This is a genomic window from bacterium (assembly GCA_041648665.1).
Lineage (GTDB): Bacteria > UBA10199 > UBA10199 > 2-02-FULL-44-16 > JAAZCA01 > JAFGMW01.
Window position 1 is genome coordinate 67,179 of sequence record JBAZOP010000002.1, and the last position, 19,300, is coordinate 86,478.

A 19,300-nucleotide genomic window follows, 5' to 3' on the forward strand; every position below is an offset into this window, starting at 1 on the left:
ACACGCTCCATTCCCGTTCGTTCATGCCTCTACGCCTGATTCACCTGATGGACGCCGTGGCCCCGGCCTCGGCCAGGAGCCTCACCGCCCGATCCGCCTCCTCCTTCGACACGCCCATCATCACCGTCGAAGGGGCGCAGTCGGTGAGGTCTTTGGAGTCCTTCAGCCCCAGGCCGGTCAACTCCCGGATCTCCTTGATGACGTTGATCTTCCTTTCGCCCACCATCTGCAAGATCACGTCGTACTTCTGCTCGGCAGATCCCGGGTGCAACCCCGCGTCCACCTCTTTCAGGAACGCAGGCACATCGACAACGCTGCCACGCAGGTCGGCGATGGCCGCGAGGAGGCGCAGGTGATCGATCGGATCCGGCATTCGCAACCTGTCGAGGATGTCGGCGACACGCTCCCTCTGCTCGTCATCCTCCATCGCCTCCTTGGCGAGGATGCTTCTCTGTTCCTCCAAATCGTAGATTTTCTCGCGGAACGCATCGTTCTCCGCCCGGAGTTGCGGGAGATGCTCCCGGAGGGTCGCGATCTCCGCTTCCATCTCGTCCGCCGTCTGCTGCTTCTTCTTCTTCTCGGCCATGGCATCCTCCTGTTTCGTTGTTTTGCTACCCACGCGCCCCGTCGTCCGCCAGCTCCCCGTCGCGGTCCTCGGACGCGCGCAGGCAGTCCTCGCAGATATCGCCTACTGCGCCGAACGGGATCGGCTCCCCGCAGTCGTAGCACTCCCGGTCGAGCTGCCCGGCCTCCCGCGCCGCATCGAAGGCGCCCTCGGTGGGCGGGAAGACCAGGTCCGGGTCGTCGATCCGCATCATCATCACCTTCACCGGCACGTAGCGCTGGAGCGCGCGCCAGACCGCGCGCTGCAGGTCCGTCGCTCGCGTCTCCGGCGCGCACCCCCCGGTGAGGTAGCCGTCCCCGTGGCCGTGGACGCTGAAGCGGACCGGCTGGCCCGGTGGCGCCCACATGTCGCACTCCAGGGACAGGTTCCACTCCTCCTCCAGCGCCTCCTGCGCCATCCGCTGCTCCCGCTGGGATGCCACCTCCACGTCCACCCACACACGGTATTCTCGGCTCATGCGTCCTCCTTGCCGAACAACTTGGCGAGCAGCATGGACGCCGCCGCGTGCCAGCCCGCACGCTCCAGCGCGGCGCACACCTCGCCCTGCACGGCCGTCACGCCGCTGTCCCAGCCGCTCTCCCAGGCCGCCCGAACCAGCGCCCCCCGGGCATCCTCCGGCCAGCGCCCGCGAGTCTCTGGCACCAGGCGCGCCAGGCAGAGATCCCGCTCGGATCCGTGCTGCCGCTCAGCGATCTCGCTATCCTCGGTCCACCTGACGGTCTTGCTCATGGTCGACTCCTAGAACGCCACGCACGCGCCCTGGTCGCATGGAGACCTGGGCAGCGACACCGCGCGCGCCAGATCCGCCACCGCGATCTCCAGGGCGTGGCGCACGTCCGCGTAGCACGCCTGCATCTCCACAGCCAGCTTGTCCCACGCCCACAGGCGCGCGTACACTGCATCGACGTGCTCCTCCGCCACCGCGAAGGCGTTCTCCAGTCCGCGCTCCTCCGCCACGGCCCGGGCCGTGGCCACCACCCGCTCCCTCACCTGCCGGTTCACCGGACCACCGCCCGCAGGAGGTACTGGGCGGCCGCGATCACCGCGATCATTCTCTCCCGCACCTCCGGGGGCGCCCCCAGTACCTCCTCGGCCGTCACGTGGGCCGCGTACTCCTCCATGTCGGAAGACACGCGGCGGAGGCGCACACGCAGATCCTGCGCGCGCTCCAGAGCTGCCGCCTGCGAATGCTGCTGCACATTGGCGCCATCGGTGTTCTTCATCGCTTCCTCCCGGGCAGGGCATCTTCGACCCTGCCACCGTGAGGATAGCTTAACCCGTTGTTATGCGTTTGTCAACAGAGAAAAAAGAAAAAAGCGCACACGTGTTCGCGCGCGGATCAGGCGAACTTCTTGGCCACGGCCTCGGCCATGCGGTTGACCTCGTCGGCGTACTTGCGGAGGGCGGGCACGAGGATGCTGTTGAACAGGTCCGGGGCCGCGCGGGTGGGCAAGCCAATGCGCGAGTAGCCGTCCAGCTTCCGCTTTGCATTCGCGAACGCCGGCTGCAGGATCCGCTCCGCCTTGCTCTCCAGGGTATCGTACAGCTGCTTCGGATGCTCGATCATGCGACGCGCCTCGTCCTGCGGGTCCGGCGCATCCGGATCGACGGACGTCGCTTCCATCAACTGCTCGATCAGATGTCGCATGTGGTCCTCCTACGAGCGTCCAAGCGCCATCTTCGCTGCGTCGGTCCCGGGGGCGCGCAGCCTCTTCCCCACCTGTCTCCAGAGCACCTTCCAGGCCAGGTCCAGGACGGCGTCGGACCGCGGGCTGTCTATGCCTCCAGGAACAAGAGAAAAGATCTCTCCCTCCATGTCGCCCTCGAACTCCTCCATCGCGTTCTCGATGGCCGCCACCAGCTTGTCCGCGAAGGGGCCCACCAGCCCCACCAGGTCCTTGGCCAACACGGTGCTGCTCGCCATCCCCTCGACCACGGAGGCGCTACCGTCGCGCATCACGAAGTCGATCTGCTCGATCAGCCGTCTCACGACGCCACCATGCGCACGATCACGGGGTTGGCCGGGGCCACGACGCCCGCGGTGCCCGGGCTGGTCACGCAGGCGAACGACAGGTGCGCGAAGCCCCACCCCTCGGGGACCACCACGCTGCGGCGCTGGTTGGCCGGCACGCGCACGACCAGCTCGGGCGCCGTCGTGCCCACGGTGGGCGCCGCGCTGTCGTACACCTTCAGGCACGCCTGATCAGCCGGGTTGCCCGTGTTGTCCACGTCGATCATGTAGAGGGTGCCCGCGCCGCCGGTCACGTCCGTGTCCGGCGTGACGCCCGCGCCCGTCTCCACGATCAGCTTGCTCCCCACCGGGGAGACCTGAGTCGAAACCGAAAGTGCCATTTTTCAATCCTTCTCGCACCCACATTATCATATGGGTTTGCGTTTGTCAACCATCCTGGCGCCACATGACGGCCTCGACGTCCAGGGTGGCGGGGACCCAGACCTCCCAGCGGGCGCTCGCCCAGGTGGTGCCGCGGGCCTCCTCGACCCAGGGCGCCCCCAGGGCCATCCGCGCCACCTCCGCGCCCCCCAGCCGCCACGCGCCGCGGTGGCCCCAGCCCACCAGCCGCCACAGGAAGTCCTCGGGGGTCAGCAGCCGCGTGAACGCGCTCCGCACCCGCTCCGCCCGCTCCTCGCCAACGGCCCGCAGCGCGGCCCCCAGGGCGAACCGCGCGCCGTCGTCGCAGGGGCTCGGGGCCGCCTGCGCCATGAACATCTCCGTCACCGCGCCGTCCACGCTCACGCCCGCGCCCCCGGCCCGGCTGGGGTGCACGTCGAACCGCGCCTCGCAGCGCACGCTGCCGTCCGCCTGGGGCGCCTGGCTGATGCGCTGGAGCACGCACGCCTCGGCGTCCCCCAGGGTCACCCGCAGCGGCGGCGGCCCGTCCGCCCAGCGCTCCCCATTGGGCAGCACGCCCTCGCGCAGCAGCCGGAGCGCCGCGCGGTAGGCCGGCGTCTCCACGAGGTCGGGCGTGCCGACCACCCGGAGCGCTGCCTCGCCCAACCGCCGAAGTCGTCCCACGGCTACGCCTCCCCTTCCAGCATGGCCAGCAGGCGTCCCATAGATCCCGCGTTGCTCTCCGCCACGTTCTTGCCCGCCGTGCTGATGCTCAGCGCGCCGCTCTTGGATCGCTTCAGCAACCCACGCCGCACCAGCGCGTCCACCTCCGCAGGCTGCACGCGCTCGTGATCGAACACCTCCTTGCGCGCCGACGAGATGAGGCTCCGGATCGTGCGCAGGATCATCTGCTCCCGGGGCGTCACCTCAGCGCCGGCCGGCAGCAGCGGCGCCAGGGCGTCCGGGTGCACGTAGACCGTGGCCATGGTCCGCGGGTGGCCCTGCGTGCCGACGACGATGGCGCCCCCAGGCGGGATGCGCACCGGCTTGTTGGCGAAGTCGATCTCCTGCGGGTCGTCCGGCCGCGCGCCCCCCCATCCGCCCCCGAGGTCGCGCGCGCGCCCGCTGGCGAGGTCCACCACCAGCACGAACCCCTTCTGGCCCTCCCCCGCGTAGGGGTTGGGCACCACGCTCTCCTGCGGCACCACCGCGATGTCCGCCGCGCGGTACTCCACGCGCTTCAGCGCCGCCCGCAGGCTCGCTGGCAGATCACGCAGGGGCAGGTGTACCTGCCGCGCTTCCGTCATCCGCTGTAGCAAGTCCCGCATGTCCGATCTCGCCTCCGTGCTGGCGAACACGTGTTCGCTACGCCCTCACCTCGCCCGCGATATCCTTCAGCTCGCCCGCCGCCTGCTCCAGGTCCCGCGCGAACGACGCTGCCATGTCCCGCGTGAACCGCGATCTGCCCACGTTGTCGGCGTAGGCCCGCGCCTTCTCGATGGCCCGCTCCAGCGTGGCCCGGATGCCCGCCGCCGTGATCGCCTCGTCCAGTCCCTCGGCCGCCAGCCGCCCCCGCACCGGGGGCGTGATGTCCACCACGGCCAGCTCGGTGTCGAAGATGGCCTTGGCCAGCCGGTCCAGGGCGTCCAGGGCGACCCGGAGCGCCCGCTTCACCTGCGGGCTGGCGGAGGCCACCTCCTCCTCCGGCTCCCCCTTGGCGATGGCCCGCATGGCCAGATCCCCCGCGAAGTTGCGCACCCGGCTCCCGAAGTCGTACACCTGCGCCTTGCGCACGTCGCGCGGGCCCAGCCGCTTGAATGCCGCCTCTTCCAACTGGCGTAGCAGTGATCGCATGGTACAACCTACCTCATTCGAAGGGCGCCCCATGGTCGAATTCCTTGGACCACACCTTCTCCGCGAAGACTGGGAGCGCCTTGCAGGCAAACATCAGGTGCTCCTGGAGCGCGTCCAGCTCCTTCTCCGGCAGATCGGCCTCCACGATCCGGTCGATCAGGTCCCGCACCTGCCCCTCGATCTCGGCCCGCAGGTCGCGGACCGCCTTGGCCAGCGTGCGGAAGTTGTCGCGCCCCTCCGCCAGCGCCCCGGGGCGCCCGGTCACGGCCTCGTTGAGTTGATCGACCAGGTGTCGCATCGCTACTCCTCCCATCCGTGAGCTTTGTTCCATTTGGTGGCTGCGTCCATGGCAACGTCCCAGATCCAGTGCGTATCGTCATCCAGCCACTCGTCATGCCCCAGATCGTGCGCGACGTTCTCCGCGATCTGCGTCGCGTTGGCTTCCTCGTCATCTTCCAGGTCGCGCAGCTCGCGGGTCGCAGCCGCCTGCGCCTTGCGGATCAACGCGAACTGCTTCTGCTTCCACGCCTCCTGGTCCTTCTTAAAGCGCAAGCCGTCCGCGGCGCCCCACCCGCGCGGCAGAGTCAGGAAACGCTCCAGCGTTCCCTCCTCCAGCCGCCGCAGTAACTGATCCATGCTCTCTTCTTTCCCCTTCCGGCCGCGCTGCACGGCCCGCTCGAAGGCGCCCGCCTTCGCCCCCATGTCATCCTGGCCCTTGAAGTGCTTCTCGCGAGCGGCCCCCCGGGGCGTCTGCGTGCGCGCCCCCGGCTGGCTGTACCCGCTCTTCTGGCTCTGCGCCGTGCAGATGGCGAAGGCCGCGCCCAGGTCCTTCCCCTGACCGCTGACGTCCGCCACGCACCGCTGCATGAACCGTGATTGCTTGCGGGGACCGGGCATGGGCGACCTCCTCCGAGGAGGTTACAGCAACCCGAAGATTTTCACAAGGAACAGCCCGACCACCACCGCGACAGCGATCACTGACCCTACCACCCACGCCACCCACGGCACCCCACGCGGCGCCAACTCACCCGAAGCCCGCTCGCGCTCCGCTCGCAGGTCCACCACCTTGCTGATCTCTCGACCCACGTCGATGTCACCGCTGTCCGACTCCGCTTTCTTCTTGGCCCGCCAGTGCGCAGGACACGACTCGACGTGGGCCTCGATAGCCTTGCCGATCTCCTCATGCACCGTCTTGATGTCCGGCTGCACATCGGCGCGGATCGTGTGCCACAAGCTCTTGATGCTAGACCCGTGCTCGCCCTGCTCGCGGATGAACGTCTTCACGTCCTTTCGCAGCTCGCGCACCTCCCCCAGCAACGTCGCGTTCTGCTGGGTCAGCATGGCGAACATCCGCGAGCACCCGGGGCGAATATCATCTGGAATTGAAAGATCTGGGGCCGGAGCGTAGCTGGATCCGTTTCCCACTTGTGACTCCTATGCAGATGCCGTCAGTAGGCTCATGCAAGGCACGGAACAAATGGCTACAGCCTACGTCAGGCGCCAGCCGATGGAGTGGAACAGGTCGGCCGAGGTCGGACCACCAGCGTCGGCCTGCGTCCAGATCACCGTGATCAGGTCGCCCGCCACGAAGTCGTCCGCCGCCGGGTCCACGGCGCCCTGCTCCACGCCAGTGCCAGAAGCCGCGTTGATCACGTACGGCGCCGTCAGGCAGCTCACGCCGCCGATCTGCACGTCGATCGTGACCGTCTCGCCAGCCGCACACCCGGTTCCGAGCGCCGCAGCCGCAGACAGGATGGTCCCGGCCGCGGGGGCGATGAAGCTGTTGACGGTAGTCGGGCCACCGACGAGAGCGCCCGCCACGATGTCCGACTTGGCGCCAGGTCCACGGCCAGCGGCGATGTCCGCAACCGCTGCAGCAGCATCGACGATCGCATCACGCACATCGTGGGAAACAAGTTGTCCAATCATTTCTTCCTCCATCCGTGGTCGCTACGTGCGCCACGATCGATCCAGTTGTTGCACTAGGGGCGACCGCAGCCGCCCCAGATCACGATCCGCTAGTCGAACTGAACTTCGATGTCGCACACCGTGTCGCGCATCGGAGTCGGGCCACCGCCAGCGACGTAGGTCCGCACAACCGTGATCAGCTCGCCAGCCGCGAAGGCGTTCGCGGCCGCGTCCACGACGCCCGCCACCGGAGTGTCGATGACCGTGGTGTCATCGACCGTGATGACGCCCGTCAGGGCCGACACGCCCGCGATCTGCACGTCGAAGGTCATCGACTCGCCAGCCGCAGCTGCTGTGCCGGTCTCCGCCGAGCAGGCCACGATGGTCCCAGCCGCCAGGGCCCGGAACACCCGCATGGTCTCCGTGGCCGCCGCCAGCTGCCGCGAGTCGGCCTGGCTGCGCCCGGCGTCGATAGCCGCGAGCCGCGCCGTCGCGGTCTGCATCTCGGTCCGGTTGGCCACGATCACCCACACCCATGTCCCGGCACCGGTCTGCGCAGCCTCCAGCAGCGCCCCGCCGTAGTTCGTGTTGAGCACGAGCGTCGCGGCGCCGTTGATCGTGTTCGCGCCGTTCGGCGTGATCGTGATCGGGTTCGTCCCACCAGCACCCTGCGAATCGACGACCAGCACCTGCTTGCCGAGGATGGCCGCGGACAGCGCGGGCAGGTTCACGACGGACGGAGCACCGATGGTCGTGGTGGCCACCTCGACGATGGCCAGATCACCACCGCCCACGGCCACGGGGGTCGCGACCGCGTACTGCCGGTACACGCCCTTGTCGGTCTGCGTGTAGTTGACGCCGTTCCAGGAGATGACCGCGCCCGCCAGGAACGCCTGCCCGGTGTTCGTGCGTGTCGGATCGTTGTCGGTCACGTCCGCCGTGACGAAGTACGTCCAGCCGTTCACGACAGCCGCTGGGGTCGGGAAGTCGGCCGCGGCCGCGATGTCCCCCTGGTAGGGGAACGCGCCCACCGGGTTCAGCAGCCGATCCGTCAGGTTCAGCTCGACGCCCGCCTGGCTCTTCATCCGGATCGAGTCGTCGGCCGCCATCGCGTACAGCAGGCTGGACGGCTTGTCCGTGGTGGACGTCGGGGCCGCAGCCTGGTGGACCAGCTCCACGAACGGCGTCTCCACGTCGCCCGCGAACTGCGCCTCGGTGTCGCTGATCACGGACTGGTTCAAGCGGATGGTCTTGTCTTCGTCGGTCATCGTTCTACTCCTTGTTGCTCACGGCCATCAGGATCCCACGTGGATCCCACACTGACACCCCCACGCTATCACCCACTTATGCCTGCGTCAAGAACCTGGGGTGCGCGCACGAACAGCACGCCCTCGTTGGACGCCGTCTCAGCGATCTCGTTCCACCGCTTCCGGTTCTTCTCCCACGACATCTCGCCCATGAACCGCAGCGCCTCACCGAAGTTTGGGTTGATCCCAATGGCCTGGAGGCAACTCTGCCGCGCCTCCTGCCCGCGTCGGAGCATCCACAGGCACCGGGCTTTCATCAGACACGCGTCCGCGATCTCCGGCGCCCACTTGGCCCTAGACAGGTAGTCGTCGTACCAGCGCACGGCCGTCTCGTACTTCCGCCTGTACCAGTACTCCCTGGCCAGGTAGTACGCCTCGCGCACGAGAGTCGGATCGCGCGCCATCTCCTTCTCCAAGATCCGCAACGCCCTATCCGGGTCGTTCTTGTGCGCCTCGCTGTAGCCGTAGGTGACCACGACATCGCTCTCGTATTCAGCCAGCGCGCTCAGGTGGTTGTGAATCGCCCCCTGCCAGTACACCTCGGGGCAACGCCGGAAGGCTCGGACGGATCGATGTTCCTGCCCCGACGATTTCGCCACGGTTCGGAAACTGATGGTTCTACGCACGTCGCTAGCGAAGAAGACCGGACGAGCACTGACGTCTGCAATTACACCTCTTAACTTATCTATACCACCCGGTTCTAGCACCTCGTCTGCGTCGATCACGAGCACCCAGTCCCCTGTGCACTGGGCCAGCGCGTAGTTCCGCGCCGCCGCGAAATCGTCACGCCATGGGAAGGAGAACACCCGTGCGCCTGCGTCCAGCGCAATCTCCCGCGTTCGGTCTGGCGGATCCCCCGGTAGGCTCGTGTCCACGACCACCAGCTCGTCCGCCCCAGCCACCGAGGCCAGGCACGCAGAGAGACAGGACTCCTCGCCCCGGACGATCATGCTCACGCTCAGCCGCATCATCCCCTCCTACTTCGACAACACCAGCGCACAGGCGTCATCCGCCTTGCTCTCCGCCGCCTTCAACTTCTCACCCATCGTGTTGGCCCCGTAGTCCACCGCCGCCGACGCCGTCCACACGTCCAGCGCCGACGCCAGCGTGGCAATCGGGGGCGTCACCGGGAGAGCCGCGTCCCAGATATCCAAGCCTCCCAGGTTGAGCGCCACGCCCGCCGGGTAGAACACCGAAGCGTCGTCCCAGTAGAAGTACCGGTCCGTTCCCGTCGCGTCCGTCTGCCCGCTCAACGTGACCGTGATCTTGCCCGTGGCCGTCGCAGGCGTGAACGTCACCGAAAGCAACTGCCAAGCCGTCGTCTGCGCCGCCGCCGCGTACACCTCCGTCCCCCCGTCGTACTCCACCGTCAGCCGGGGCATCTCATGCGTCCCCGCCCAGTACGCAGCGTTGTTCAGCTTGCACCAGATGGCGATCACCATCGTCTTGGTCTGGATATTTCCGGTGGGCACATCGAACGCCCACTCGAACGTCTCCCCAGCAGTTGTCGGCTCGAACCGCATCGCGCTGCCCCCCGCCGTGTGCACCGTGGTGTCGGCCAGCGCGGCGTTCGTCCGCTGCGTCTTGCCCAGCGTGTAGATCCGCCGGTCGTCCGTGGCCGTGTCGTCGTAGTCCGCGAACCCGACGCTGAACCCCTCGACCATGTCGGGCACGTTCCCCTCCGAGAGCGTGAGCGCCCCGGTGGGCGAGTCGAACGTGTAGGAGGGCATGCACCCGCTGTCGAACCCGATGTCCACCGTGTTGGCCGCCTCCGCGCCGAACTCGCTGTCCACGTCTACCGCGTTCCGCTGCGTGTTGGGGTAGAACACGACGGCGCAGAGGCAGTTGTCGTAGTGGTTCCGGGCGACCTCGATGGGGTTGATCAGCTGCCCCACGCCGACCGCCCCGCCCGTGCTCGGACTGTCCACGTTCTCGTCCTGGGCGCTCCCCCAGACGTAGTTATCGGTGAACTGCGACTCCGTGCCGCAGATGCAGAACGCCCCGTAGGCCGCGGTCGCATGGGCCCGCATGTTGTGGGAGTAGTTGCCGGTAAAGGTCTTCCGCAGCGCACCGTCCGTCCCGGGGTGGTAGCCGTAGATCGCCGCTTCTACGCTGTCGCGCAGCGTGAAGCGCCCCGAGACGTGCCCCAGCTTGTTGAAGGCGGTGGTGCTATGTGTCGCGTGCCGGTTCCAGCCGTAGTAGCGCTCCACCAGCAGGCCGTCCGGCGGTACGCGCGGGGTGACCAAAAAGTAGCCGTTCGCCGCGCCCGTGACCCACGACACCACGTCCCGGATGAGGTACTGGCTTCGACAGGCGGCGTCCAGCGCGGCCAGATGTGGCTGATACGAGAGGCTCCCAGCTGCCCGGAATACAGCGGTATCCACGTCCACCCCCTGCAACTGGTAGTTCGCGGCAGTCCACAGGTTGTTATCGACCGTCGCCACTGCGTTCTTGATCTTCACCCCGCAGCGGTCCAGGCGGATGACCCAGCCGCCCGCGATCCGGTCGTAGTTCGCCACGTTGCCCGTGAGCGTGATGTCCGCCCCGGCAACGCCCTGGACCGTGTACGACGCGTAGGAGCCCTGTCCCTGCACGTCCTGCTTGGTCATCACCACGGTGTCGCCGTTGACCCAGTCCACCGCGTCGGCAACGAGCAAATGCGCCTGTCCGACCACCGCATCGTTGGTCAGCTGCGTCGCCATGTAGCGCGGGATCTGGCCGTAGGCGAACAGGCTGTTCCGCCCCGCCCAGTCGTAGGCGTTACTCGTGCGCTGCGTAATGCTGGGGGCCGCCGTCCCGGCCGCCGCCGCGACGAAGTCCAGGATAGCGCGCTCGGCGTAGGGGATGTTCCCCCAGACCAGCGTGTGCGTGCCGTCGCCGTCCGAGGTCGTGTCGATGGCTGCGCCGCCCGAGGTCGCCGACACCGTGAACGTGTCCGCCGTGGGCGTGCTCTCCACGTAGTAGTAGACCCCCCGCGTGTCATCAAGCGGCGCCGGTAGCGTGCCCGTCGTCCGGAACGCGATCAGTTGCCCGACCGCCAGCCCGTGGCCAACCTTCGTCACCACGCCGGGGCTCGCGTGCGAGATGGTACACGTAGACGTCTCCTCGGACCCGATCCGTATCCCGGTGAGCCCACCCAGCACCAGCTTGCCCTTGACCGTCAGCGTGTACGCCGCCGCCGGGGGATTCTCCCACTCCAGCAGCGCTACCGTGGCGATCTCCGGGGCCGCCACGTTCGAGCACACGACGCATGCTATACCGTTCACCGCGTCGCCCGTCCCCAGGACGGCCCCGAACGACGTGGTGGCGTCCACCGTTACCTTGTCCTTGCAAACCAGTACATCGTCGGCGTTCCAGGACAGCGCGTTGTCGCACCACGTCGCGTAGAACGGCGCCGTGCCGTTGCTCGTAGCGAGGTTCCACGTGCCCACGCCCGCACCGTGGCTGATCTCGAACCGCCACTTGCCCGCCGCGACGTCCACCGCGTAGGGTGCGCCGAACACGCACGGCGTGACGTACTCGCCCCTATACTGGTAGGTGCCGCTCGTGCACGTGCCTGCGATGTCGGTTGTGGACATCGTGACCGAGGCGCGGTCCGTCCACACCGCCCCCACCAGCTCCTGGAGCTTCACCACGACCTCGCGGTCGGTCATCGAATTGGTCAGCAGGCCGAGCACCACGCCCTGGCAGTTGCCCGCGTTGGCGAACGTCACGGCGATGGTCCGCGTGGTCGTCAGCGCGAGGTTAGTTGTGCCGAACCACGACAGGTTGTGGGCTTCCACCCGGTAGAAACCGTTGACTGTAGATAGGCTGGTCGGTCCGTTGCTGATGATCACGCTCATGGCTCTTCCTCAACGGGCGCTTCCTGCTCCCGCTCCAGCGCCGCCAGTTCCAGCAGCTTCACCCGCGCCGCGAACTCGTCCTCAGTCCGGCACCAGATCGTGTACCGCCGCCCGCCGATCTCCACCGTGCGCTCGATGTGCGTCATGCCACGCTCCAGCTCGTGATGCGGTTGTTCGCGTCCCGCGTGAAGGTCCACACCCGCGTCCCATCGTCGGCCTCGATCAGGTAGTGGGCCGCGTTGCGCGTCAGCGTCACCGTCCGCCCCGCCGTCACCGCCACCTCCTCGATGTACCCGTCCCCGTCCCGCGTCACCGCCCCTGCGTTCACCGCCACCAGCTCGCGGGCGAAGACTGCGCCACCCACGGCCAAATCCTGGGCCACCTTGTCGTAGGTCAGGCCCGCGTCTCCCGCCGCGGCTCCACCATCGTTGAAGACGATCTGGGTGTCGATGCCCGCCACTGGGCCAGTCGGACCAGTCGCGCCGGTCGGGCCTGTTGGACCGGTAGGACCAATCGGACCTGCTGGTCCTGGAGGGCCCGTTGGACCTGTTGGACCGGTGGGACCAACAGCAGCTGGGTCGTTGTTGTGGGCCTCGGCGATGGCCCGTGCCAGCTCATCCACCCCAGCCGCGTCACGCGCCAGGTTGTAAGCCGGCCCGTACGCCTCGCGGCGGTAGCGCGCGATCAGGCCGGCTAGTCCGGTCCCTCGGACCGCATCACCCTCATCAATCGCCACGGGCCTGCTCCTCGTCCACGCGCGCGCGCAGCAGCTTCAGGGCCGCCCCCAGGGCCTCCGGCGGCGCCACCCCCAGGTCACGCGCCAGCGCCAGCACGGCGTCCCAGGCGTCCCGGGGGAACAGGACCATGACCAGGCCATCGTCTTGCGCCGGATCTGATGTGCGGGCCGCCCGGCCTGATCCCAGCGAACACGTGTGCGCTTTCCCGTGGACGATCTGTGCGCGCATCGCCACTAGGACACTTCTCCAGGATTCACGCCTCTTGGTTTACGACCAGCGCCCGGGGCGGGAACCTTGGAGCCAGCAGCGCGCCCAGCACTCTCATAGTTGGATGGCTGAACGTACGAGGTGTCCGGCGTGCGCAGCGCATACATGGATGGCGACCCGATGCTCAGCCCGCGATACAACACCCCCCTATCCTTGGTCTGCACGATCTGCCGGAAGGTCAGCGCCACCGTGGCGTTCCGCGGCACGCCGTTGGGGAACAGCAGGTTGTAGGTCACGTCGCAGCCCGTCATCACGGCGTAGATCACGTCGCCACCGGTTTCGTTCAACCCCACCCCAGGCACGCACAGGCATGCCACCGGCGGCGGGTACGACACCGTGCTGCCATCCGCCACGTCGTAGCCGTAGCTGGGGTAGCAGTAGGCCCGCAGGTAGCGGATCTCCGCATCCACGTCCACGTTGTGGGGCCGCATGTCCTTCAGGTACTCGTTGCCGGGCGCCGTGAGCCCGAACGGGTCCAGGATCTTCTCGAAGACCGTGCGGTCCTCCACCGGCTTCATGAACCGGTGCAGGCGCACTTCGAAGCTGATCGTGCGCCCCCCGTTGCTGTTCCACTGCGCCAGCGCGTGCGACGCCCCCGGGATCTCCTTGAAGTTCCACCCCACCTCGATGCTGTCCTGGATGCTCTCCGGCCAGAACTGGAACGCGCGCTCCGGTAGCAGCACCGCGCTGCCCGCCGGGTCCGTCGGGTCGATGCCCACGATGGACATGGAGGCGCTCTCCATGCCCTCCGGGCCGTTCATGATGGCCTCGACCAGCTGCCCAATGAACCCGCCAGCCATCTCCTACTCCCGTCTCTTCCTAGAATGATCCTCCACTACATCTTCATCGCACGCCAACACGTGCATTGATGCATCCATATCGGTTGCGGTGCTCCCATCTGCGTGCAACCCAAGATCGTGCAAACGCTTGTGTAGTGTCTGGATAGCCCGATAGCGCGCCAGCAGTCGAGGTGGAACATCAACACATGTCACGCATTGCACAAATAAGTAGACACTGCGGCATGTCGGGCATATTGGAAACTCCACAACGCGACCGCGCACACGCAAGTCGGATAATGGAAACGAGTGATCGTGCCCACACCCAAACACGACACTTGCCGTATCTCTTGTAACTCTATATAGGCCCATAGTTCCTAATCCTCCACTGTCAAGTGCCCGTGGCACCACAGAACATCTCCTTGTGTCCATGTCCGAATTTTCGAGACTGCCTGCACATGGCATCCCCATTCATCTGGCAATGTAGCCAAAACACTTCCGGTTGACCAATCCGGATTACCCGGAGGATTTTCTGACTCCGAGTCAATGAACACGTTGATTGTGCTCGGAGTGGTAGCATAGTGAGAATGCCACGTCACACCCTGGCAAGCAGTCTGGACTCCAGGTGCTCCCATGGTAAAAGGAGCTAAAAGAGCCCACCCGAATTTCACCTCCTCGTATGTGTCCCCATCCACCTCCATGCAAGAGAACGACTCCGGGCCAGCACCACTGGTTTGCCCAATCTTCCACTCAGTCGTCCAATCATCATCTGCCCACGGCACTGCCGTTTCGTCCAAGTGCTTCTTGCACACGATCATCCCAAACGGATAAATTTTAACCTTGATGGCATCGAACCCAGCAAGATCCCTGGTCCACAGTCCGCTGACCCCTACACTCGGGTCCCAGGAGCAATTGGAAGCAAAGTACGTTCCGTATTGTGACATATACCGACGAAAGCGAGGAATGCCAGCGCCGAGTGGCGTTGCCTGTTCGTATAGCCCCATCTCGCTCGCATCCGCCGCCATCGGCTGGATCTGGTGATGAACATCATCGCCTGTGTCAAGGTTCCATCGCAACGGGGTACCACCAAGAACAGAATAGTTGTTCCCCACGCCAAAGGTCGAATCCCACCCCGTCACGATATCCCACGTGGTCGGTGACGCCGCGATCTTGCTAGCGCAGATGATCGCCCCGCTGGACGTTCCTCCCCGCAGGAAGAAGGCCAGCGTCGTGAACGCAGCTGCTCCAGTCCCAGCCCGCACCGTCAAGCCCCCCGCCTCGATGTAGCCGCCGACCAGGATGGCGAGCCCCTGCGTGTTGTGCCAATAGATGGAGCATGTGCCCTTGGTCACGTTGGCGTCCAGCGTGACATTGTGCGACCGCCACAGCAGCACCCAGTCCGCTGGGGCCGCCGTCGGGTGGATCGTGCGAATGCGATCATTGATGAACCCGAGGAGCGCCGCCAGCTGGGTCTCCAACACCCCCCCAGCCAGCGCCGACGGCGTCCCCGCCGCTGCGCGCGCCGCTACCTGCACCGCATGCCCCACCACCTCGATATCGCCCACCGGGAACGCCCCCGCTGGCGCGTTGTCCAGCGTGAGCAGCGTCTGCTTCTTGTAGCAGAGCAAGCGCAGCGTCCCCGTGAACGCCACGTCCACAGTCGCCGCGAAGCTGATCTCGACCCACGGATCCTCGTAGAACCCCTCCGCGTCCGCGTCGGCCGACGGCGTCAGCAGCGTGATGCCGTCCGTCTGGTACACGTCCCCCACGCGTAGCAGCCCCGCATCAGATCCCAGCAGCGGAGCGTTCTGCGTCGCCGTGCTGTGCAGCAGGCGGAAGTGCTTCGCCGCCGTGCCCACCGCCCCGGTCCCCACGAAGTACAGCCCGCTGAGCTGGAACTGAGTCACGCCTACCAGCCCCGCATAGGTCTCCACCGTGGGCTCTGCGAACGACCGCACATCTTCACCGCTGGCTGCCCCAGTTCCCAGGCACCACTTGGACACGCTGTCGAGCAGACCCCAGAACTCGTCGCCTTCCACCAGATCACCTGGCGTCTGCCGCGCCGTCGGCGATGGCAGCGACCGCCGCTCATACATGCCCGCCAGCGGCCACAACGCGAAGTCCGGGAAGATCGTCGATCCCATGGGCATCGGGATCGCGCACAGGATAACCGCGTAGGGATCGTAGTTCAGCTGAGCAATATCGTGAGGGTCCGTGTTCTCCACGCGGTAGTGGGCCGTGGTCGTGTTGTAGGCAGAGTAGTCCGCCACGATGTAGACGTACCACGTCTCATCGGCGGGCAGCCCCATCGGAGGGAACAGCGCCGCGCAGTCGATCTCCACGTCCATGGTCTCGCGCACCGACACAGCGAAGCCCCGATCCCGATTGGCGTAGACCGCGAACTGGTCCTCGTCCACGTGGTGGGGGGGCGTGTATGGGTCGATCTGCAACCGCAGCACGGTGTCCGCCACCAGCCGAGGAAAGACCCAGTATCCGCGGTAAGCCCCGCGCGGGTGCGCCAGCGCGCGCTCGTTGGCGCCATCCGTGACGTACTTCTCGCGCCACGCCAACTTGATCTTGCCCTCGTCGATCAGCACGGGGATAATTCCAGCCATGGTTCTGCTCCTAGCCTAGCGTACTGCGCGTCACGCGGAACGTCCAGCGCACGTCGCCGTAGGTGATAGCCCCAAACCCCTCGGCGCGCACGCGCACCCCGTCCACCTCGTCGTCCACGGAATCCGTGATGTCGCGATCAACCCACCCCGCGACTGGATACCACGTCACGGGATCGTTCACCCCGCTCTGCACCGGCAGCGCGCCCGTGTCCACCGTCGGGAAGACGGCCCCGCCCCCGATCTGGAGGATGCGCAGCCGATGGCCGTTCCCGGGCGCAGCCAGCTCGCCGCGCTGCTCCATGGTCAGCAGCACGCGCCCAGAGATCCCAAGATCCAGGAACTCCCCGCCCGTGAGCACCTTCTCGGAGAGCCGCCCCGCCAGCATGTCCAGCATGGTCAGGTCCCACTCTGTGGTGACCACCCACTCGGCCACGCGCGCATGGATGGGCAGCAGCTTGTCCTCGATCTTGGCCTGCAGCCGGGCAATGGCCACCTGCATCTCCGCATCGGTCCCGTAGTGGTCATACGCCTGGGCCTTGGGCTCGATGAGCACGCGCACGCGGTACGACCGGCAGTAGCAGCAATCCCCCTTGTCCACCTCGGGCCAGTACCGCACCGCCACGTGCGCCCCAGGCCCCGGCACCGTCGCGCCCACGCCCGTGCCCACGATGACCGTCCAGCGCCCCACGTCCTGGTCCGGGAATCCCGGCACAGGCGCCGTCACGGTCCACGCCGCATCCTCGTAGTCGATCCAGTACACCTGATCGTCCAAGGCGGGCGGCGTCACCCCGTGCTCGTAGACCGTCAGGCCGAAGTTGCCCCGGCGGAAGCTGAACGCATCCGCCTGGCAGCGCATCATCTCCACGGTCACGCGGTAGCCCGCTGCCAGGTTCATCGACGCTGCCTCGGTCGCGGAGAGCGCATCCGCCGCGATGATGATCGCGGGCGTGCGCGGCAGCGGGTCCACCTCCGACACCTGGCCGTAGTATCCCTGCGTCACGTCCAGCGCGAAGGCCAGCCCCACCGACATGCCGTCGGTCATCGCCGCGTCCTCGTACAGGTAGGCCCGGTCCGCCAGCGTCAGCCACGCCGGAGAGGGGAAGAGGATGGGGTCGTGGTCGAACGTGTCGTAGTACTGCTCGTCGCCACGGATGTCGTCAAACCGCAGCGACCGTGGCTCCAGGTCGGTGTACCACGTGCCCCCGTACTCGAACACGTGCGCCGCGGGCAGCATGGCGGCCAGGTCCGCGTCGCAGATGTGCCAGAGCCCCTGCACGACCACGTCGAACAGGCTGATCTCTCCACGGATGCGATAGGCGTCCTGCGCCCCCTTGCATCCGAAGTACTGCCACAAGTGCGCGATGGCCGCCCGCTGCCTATCCTCCGGGTCGTTGCGGTCGTTGTCGAAGCCGTAGTCCTTGGCTAGGTGATCCAGCACCCGCGGAGGCATGAACTGGAGGTAATACCCCCGCGCCAGCCAGTGCGCGGTCATCGGCACGTCGTAGATCGAGTAGACGCCAAGCAGGCCCAGATCGGGCACCAGGGTCCCCCCCAGGTAGTCCACGGTCCCCAGCGGATTGACCAGATCAAGAGCAACTGGGTTCATTGGATCCACCGCGCGGTAAAGCGTCCCAGTATCAGGCGTCGGATCGGGAACGTCGTAGAGCCGCAGCGGGCCTGCATCCGTGAGGATATCGAGCACGATGGCAGCACCCAGAGCGGTGCCCGTGGTGTTCGACCGCAGCCGCACCAGCGGCCCTGGCAGCGTCACCGGGGGCACTGCCGTCCCGTCCCCACGCCCCACCGGGACGCCAGATCCGAAGACACCAGCGTCCGTGGCCGCGTTGCCAGTCACAACCCACCCCGCCGGCCGCTGGAATGGCAGCGCCAGCTCGCCCCCCTGCACCCACACCTCGTTCGCCAGCGAGCGCCCCGCCGCGTAGATGGCCGCCTGATCGAAGCTCCGCGTCCGCACCAGAGCGACCTTGTACTCGGTCGGATCCTCCGCCCCCGTCACATCGTCAACCGCTGGGATCGTAGTGCGCCACCAGCGCGCCGTGCTGCTGATCGGAGCGTAGGGGTACCATGGGTAGCGGTCAGCAGGCCCGACCGGCGCAGCCAGCGGGTCGCCCGTGTTGGGCATCTGGGAAAAGTCCGCCTCCCCGATCAGCCTCGTCACGCTGCCCCACACGTCCGACGCCCAGGCCCGCGCCTCCCCCACGTAGAACCACTCGGACTCCGTGCTGTCCGCCCGGGCCTCGTAGGGGTCCCGCTGGATCGGCAGCTGCCCGATGGCCCCCAGGAACGCCTCCAGCTCGTCGCCGTAGATGCCCAGGAGCTGCTCCAGGTAGCCATGCGCGTCCAGCTCCCGCTGCTGGATGGGCACGTTGTCCCAGAGCACCCGGCGGCCCCAGAACCCCTTCCCGAAGAACCCGAACCCTGGCTCGCTCCAGCTCAATAGTCACCTCACACAGCGAACACGTGTTCGCTGCTACACTCCGCCACGGGTGTTCCCTGACCCAGGCGTCACACTGGCATCCGATGATCTCTTCTTCCACAGACAGAAAAACTCGATCTCGCAATCCGTATCCGCGTCCACTGTCACGTGGAACCCAATGGTCGCACTCGCCTCCTTCTTCGGAGAAGCCAAAACAGGACAAAGGACAGACGCAGGAACCGTCACGTCTATCACGTCATACCCAGCCTTGTCCGCCAACGATGCTGCTACGCCGGTCAGGTCCGTCTTGGCAAGAATAGACCCCGCCAGCACGCCGCTACAATCCGTGCCAACTGCCGTATCTGTCAGATCCGCCGTACCGCCAAGACCACCGATATCCCATCCACACCCAGAAACGGTAACAACCTGCGAAGTATTCGTAAACACTCCCCACAACCCAACGATTTCCACAGACCCGACTATATCAAAGCACTCATAAATGAGCGCCCCGCCGATAGCATCCCCTACCGCAACCGTTTTCGTTGACTTGTAGACAGGATCCGCTTCTGGATAGTACGTCAT

General features: G+C 66.6%; 25 protein-coding genes. All 25 read right to left on the minus strand.

Annotated elements, in window-relative coordinates:
- Positions 1-40: 40 nt before the first annotated feature.
- Positions 41-586 carry a ribosomal protein L7/L12 gene (locus WC683_01440; GenBank protein ID MFA4971244.1) on the minus strand — a complete coding sequence of 182 codons (546 nt, stop codon included), beginning with the start codon at positions 584-586 and terminating at the stop codon, positions 41-43.
- A gap of 25 nt (positions 587-611) precedes the next feature.
- Entirely contained in the window at positions 612-1,082 is a 471-nt protein-coding gene (locus WC683_01445) for a hypothetical protein (protein ID MFA4971245.1), read from the minus strand.
- Positions 1,079-1,267, minus strand: a complete 189-nt coding sequence (locus WC683_01450; GenBank protein ID MFA4971246.1) for a hypothetical protein — start codon at positions 1,265-1,267, stop codon at positions 1,079-1,081. The genes WC683_01445 and WC683_01450 overlap by 4 nt, the downstream gene beginning before the upstream one ends.
- 96 nt (positions 1,268-1,363) lie before the next feature.
- Positions 1,364-1,627, minus strand: a complete 264-nt coding sequence (locus WC683_01455) for a hypothetical protein (protein MFA4971247.1) — start codon at positions 1,625-1,627, stop codon at positions 1,364-1,366.
- Positions 1,624-1,848, minus strand: a complete 225-nt coding sequence (locus WC683_01460) for a hypothetical protein (protein MFA4971248.1) — start codon at positions 1,846-1,848, stop codon at positions 1,624-1,626. The genes WC683_01455 and WC683_01460 overlap by 4 nt, the downstream gene beginning before the upstream one ends.
- Before the next feature lie 116 nt (positions 1,849-1,964).
- Positions 1,965-2,273, minus strand: coding sequence for a hypothetical protein (locus tag WC683_01465; protein MFA4971249.1), 309 nt, complete (start codon positions 2,271-2,273; stop codon positions 1,965-1,967).
- A 9-nt stretch (positions 2,274-2,282) separates the two neighbouring features.
- Positions 2,283-2,615, minus strand: a complete 333-nt coding sequence (locus WC683_01470; GenBank protein MFA4971250.1) for a hypothetical protein — start codon at positions 2,613-2,615, stop codon at positions 2,283-2,285.
- Positions 2,612-2,977, minus strand: coding sequence for a hypothetical protein (locus WC683_01475; protein MFA4971251.1), 366 nt, complete (start codon positions 2,975-2,977; stop codon positions 2,612-2,614). The genes WC683_01470 and WC683_01475 overlap by 4 nt, the downstream gene beginning before the upstream one ends.
- Positions 2,978-3,023: 46 nt before the next feature.
- Positions 3,024-3,659 carry a hypothetical protein gene (locus WC683_01480; protein ID MFA4971252.1) on the minus strand — a complete coding sequence of 212 codons (636 nt, stop codon included), beginning with the start codon at positions 3,657-3,659 and terminating at the stop codon, positions 3,024-3,026.
- Between the two features lie 2 nt (positions 3,660-3,661).
- Entirely contained in the window at positions 3,662-4,303 is a 642-nt protein-coding gene (locus tag WC683_01485) for a hypothetical protein (protein ID MFA4971253.1), read from the minus strand.
- A gap of 37 nt (positions 4,304-4,340) precedes the next feature.
- Positions 4,341-4,829, minus strand: coding sequence for a hypothetical protein (locus WC683_01490; GenBank protein ID MFA4971254.1), 489 nt, complete (start codon positions 4,827-4,829; stop codon positions 4,341-4,343).
- Positions 4,830-4,842: 13 nt separating this feature from the next.
- Positions 4,843-5,127 carry a hypothetical protein gene (locus WC683_01495; GenBank protein ID MFA4971255.1) on the minus strand — a complete coding sequence of 95 codons (285 nt, stop codon included), beginning with the start codon at positions 5,125-5,127 and terminating at the stop codon, positions 4,843-4,845.
- Between the two features lie 2 nt (positions 5,128-5,129).
- Entirely contained in the window at positions 5,130-5,726 is a 597-nt protein-coding gene (locus WC683_01500; GenBank protein MFA4971256.1) for a hypothetical protein, read from the minus strand.
- A gap of 21 nt (positions 5,727-5,747) precedes the next feature.
- Positions 5,748-6,179, minus strand: a complete 432-nt coding sequence (locus WC683_01505) for a hypothetical protein (protein ID MFA4971257.1) — start codon at positions 6,177-6,179, stop codon at positions 5,748-5,750.
- Positions 6,180-6,317: 138 nt separating this feature from the next.
- Positions 6,318-6,758: a hypothetical protein gene (locus WC683_01510; protein MFA4971258.1), complete on the minus strand. Its 441-nt coding sequence runs from the start codon at positions 6,756-6,758 to the stop codon at positions 6,318-6,320.
- An 89-nt stretch (positions 6,759-6,847) separates the two neighbouring features.
- Positions 6,848-8,005, minus strand: a complete 1,158-nt coding sequence (locus tag WC683_01515) for a hypothetical protein (GenBank protein MFA4971259.1) — start codon at positions 8,003-8,005, stop codon at positions 6,848-6,850.
- A 68-nt stretch (positions 8,006-8,073) separates the two neighbouring features.
- The gene (locus WC683_01520; GenBank protein MFA4971260.1) at positions 8,074-9,012 is read right to left on the minus strand and encodes a glycosyltransferase; all 939 of its coding nucleotides are present in this window, start codon (positions 9,010-9,012) and stop codon (positions 8,074-8,076) included.
- A 9-nt stretch (positions 9,013-9,021) separates the two neighbouring features.
- The gene (locus WC683_01525) at positions 9,022-11,886 is read right to left on the minus strand and encodes a hypothetical protein (GenBank protein MFA4971261.1); all 2,865 of its coding nucleotides are present in this window, start codon (positions 11,884-11,886) and stop codon (positions 9,022-9,024) included.
- On the minus strand, positions 11,883-12,032 hold the full coding sequence (locus tag WC683_01530) for a hypothetical protein (protein MFA4971262.1): 150 nt from the start codon (positions 12,030-12,032) through the stop codon (positions 11,883-11,885). Before WC683_01530 ends, WC683_01525 begins: the two co-directional genes overlap by 4 nt.
- Positions 12,029-12,622 (minus strand): hypothetical protein, encoded by a 594-nt coding sequence (locus tag WC683_01535; protein ID MFA4971263.1) that lies wholly within the window; start codon positions 12,620-12,622, stop codon positions 12,029-12,031. The genes WC683_01530 and WC683_01535 overlap by 4 nt, the downstream gene beginning before the upstream one ends.
- Complete coding sequence (locus WC683_01540; GenBank protein MFA4971264.1) at positions 12,612-12,857, minus strand: hypothetical protein; 246 nt, start codon at positions 12,855-12,857, stop codon at positions 12,612-12,614. Before WC683_01540 ends, WC683_01535 begins: the two co-directional genes overlap by 11 nt.
- Complete coding sequence (locus WC683_01545; GenBank protein ID MFA4971265.1) at positions 12,857-13,690, minus strand: hypothetical protein; 834 nt, start codon at positions 13,688-13,690, stop codon at positions 12,857-12,859. The genes WC683_01540 and WC683_01545 overlap by 1 nt, the downstream gene beginning before the upstream one ends.
- A gap of 353 nt (positions 13,691-14,043) precedes the next feature.
- Positions 14,044-16,281 (minus strand): hypothetical protein, encoded by a 2,238-nt coding sequence (locus WC683_01550; protein MFA4971266.1) that lies wholly within the window; start codon positions 16,279-16,281, stop codon positions 14,044-14,046.
- Positions 16,282-16,291: 10 nt separating this feature from the next.
- Positions 16,292-18,739 carry a hypothetical protein gene (locus WC683_01555; protein MFA4971267.1) on the minus strand — a complete coding sequence of 816 codons (2,448 nt, stop codon included), beginning with the start codon at positions 18,737-18,739 and terminating at the stop codon, positions 16,292-16,294.
- A 33-nt stretch (positions 18,740-18,772) separates the two neighbouring features.
- The gene (locus WC683_01560) at positions 18,773-19,300 is read right to left on the minus strand and encodes a hypothetical protein (GenBank protein ID MFA4971268.1); all 528 of its coding nucleotides are present in this window, start codon (positions 19,298-19,300) and stop codon (positions 18,773-18,775) included.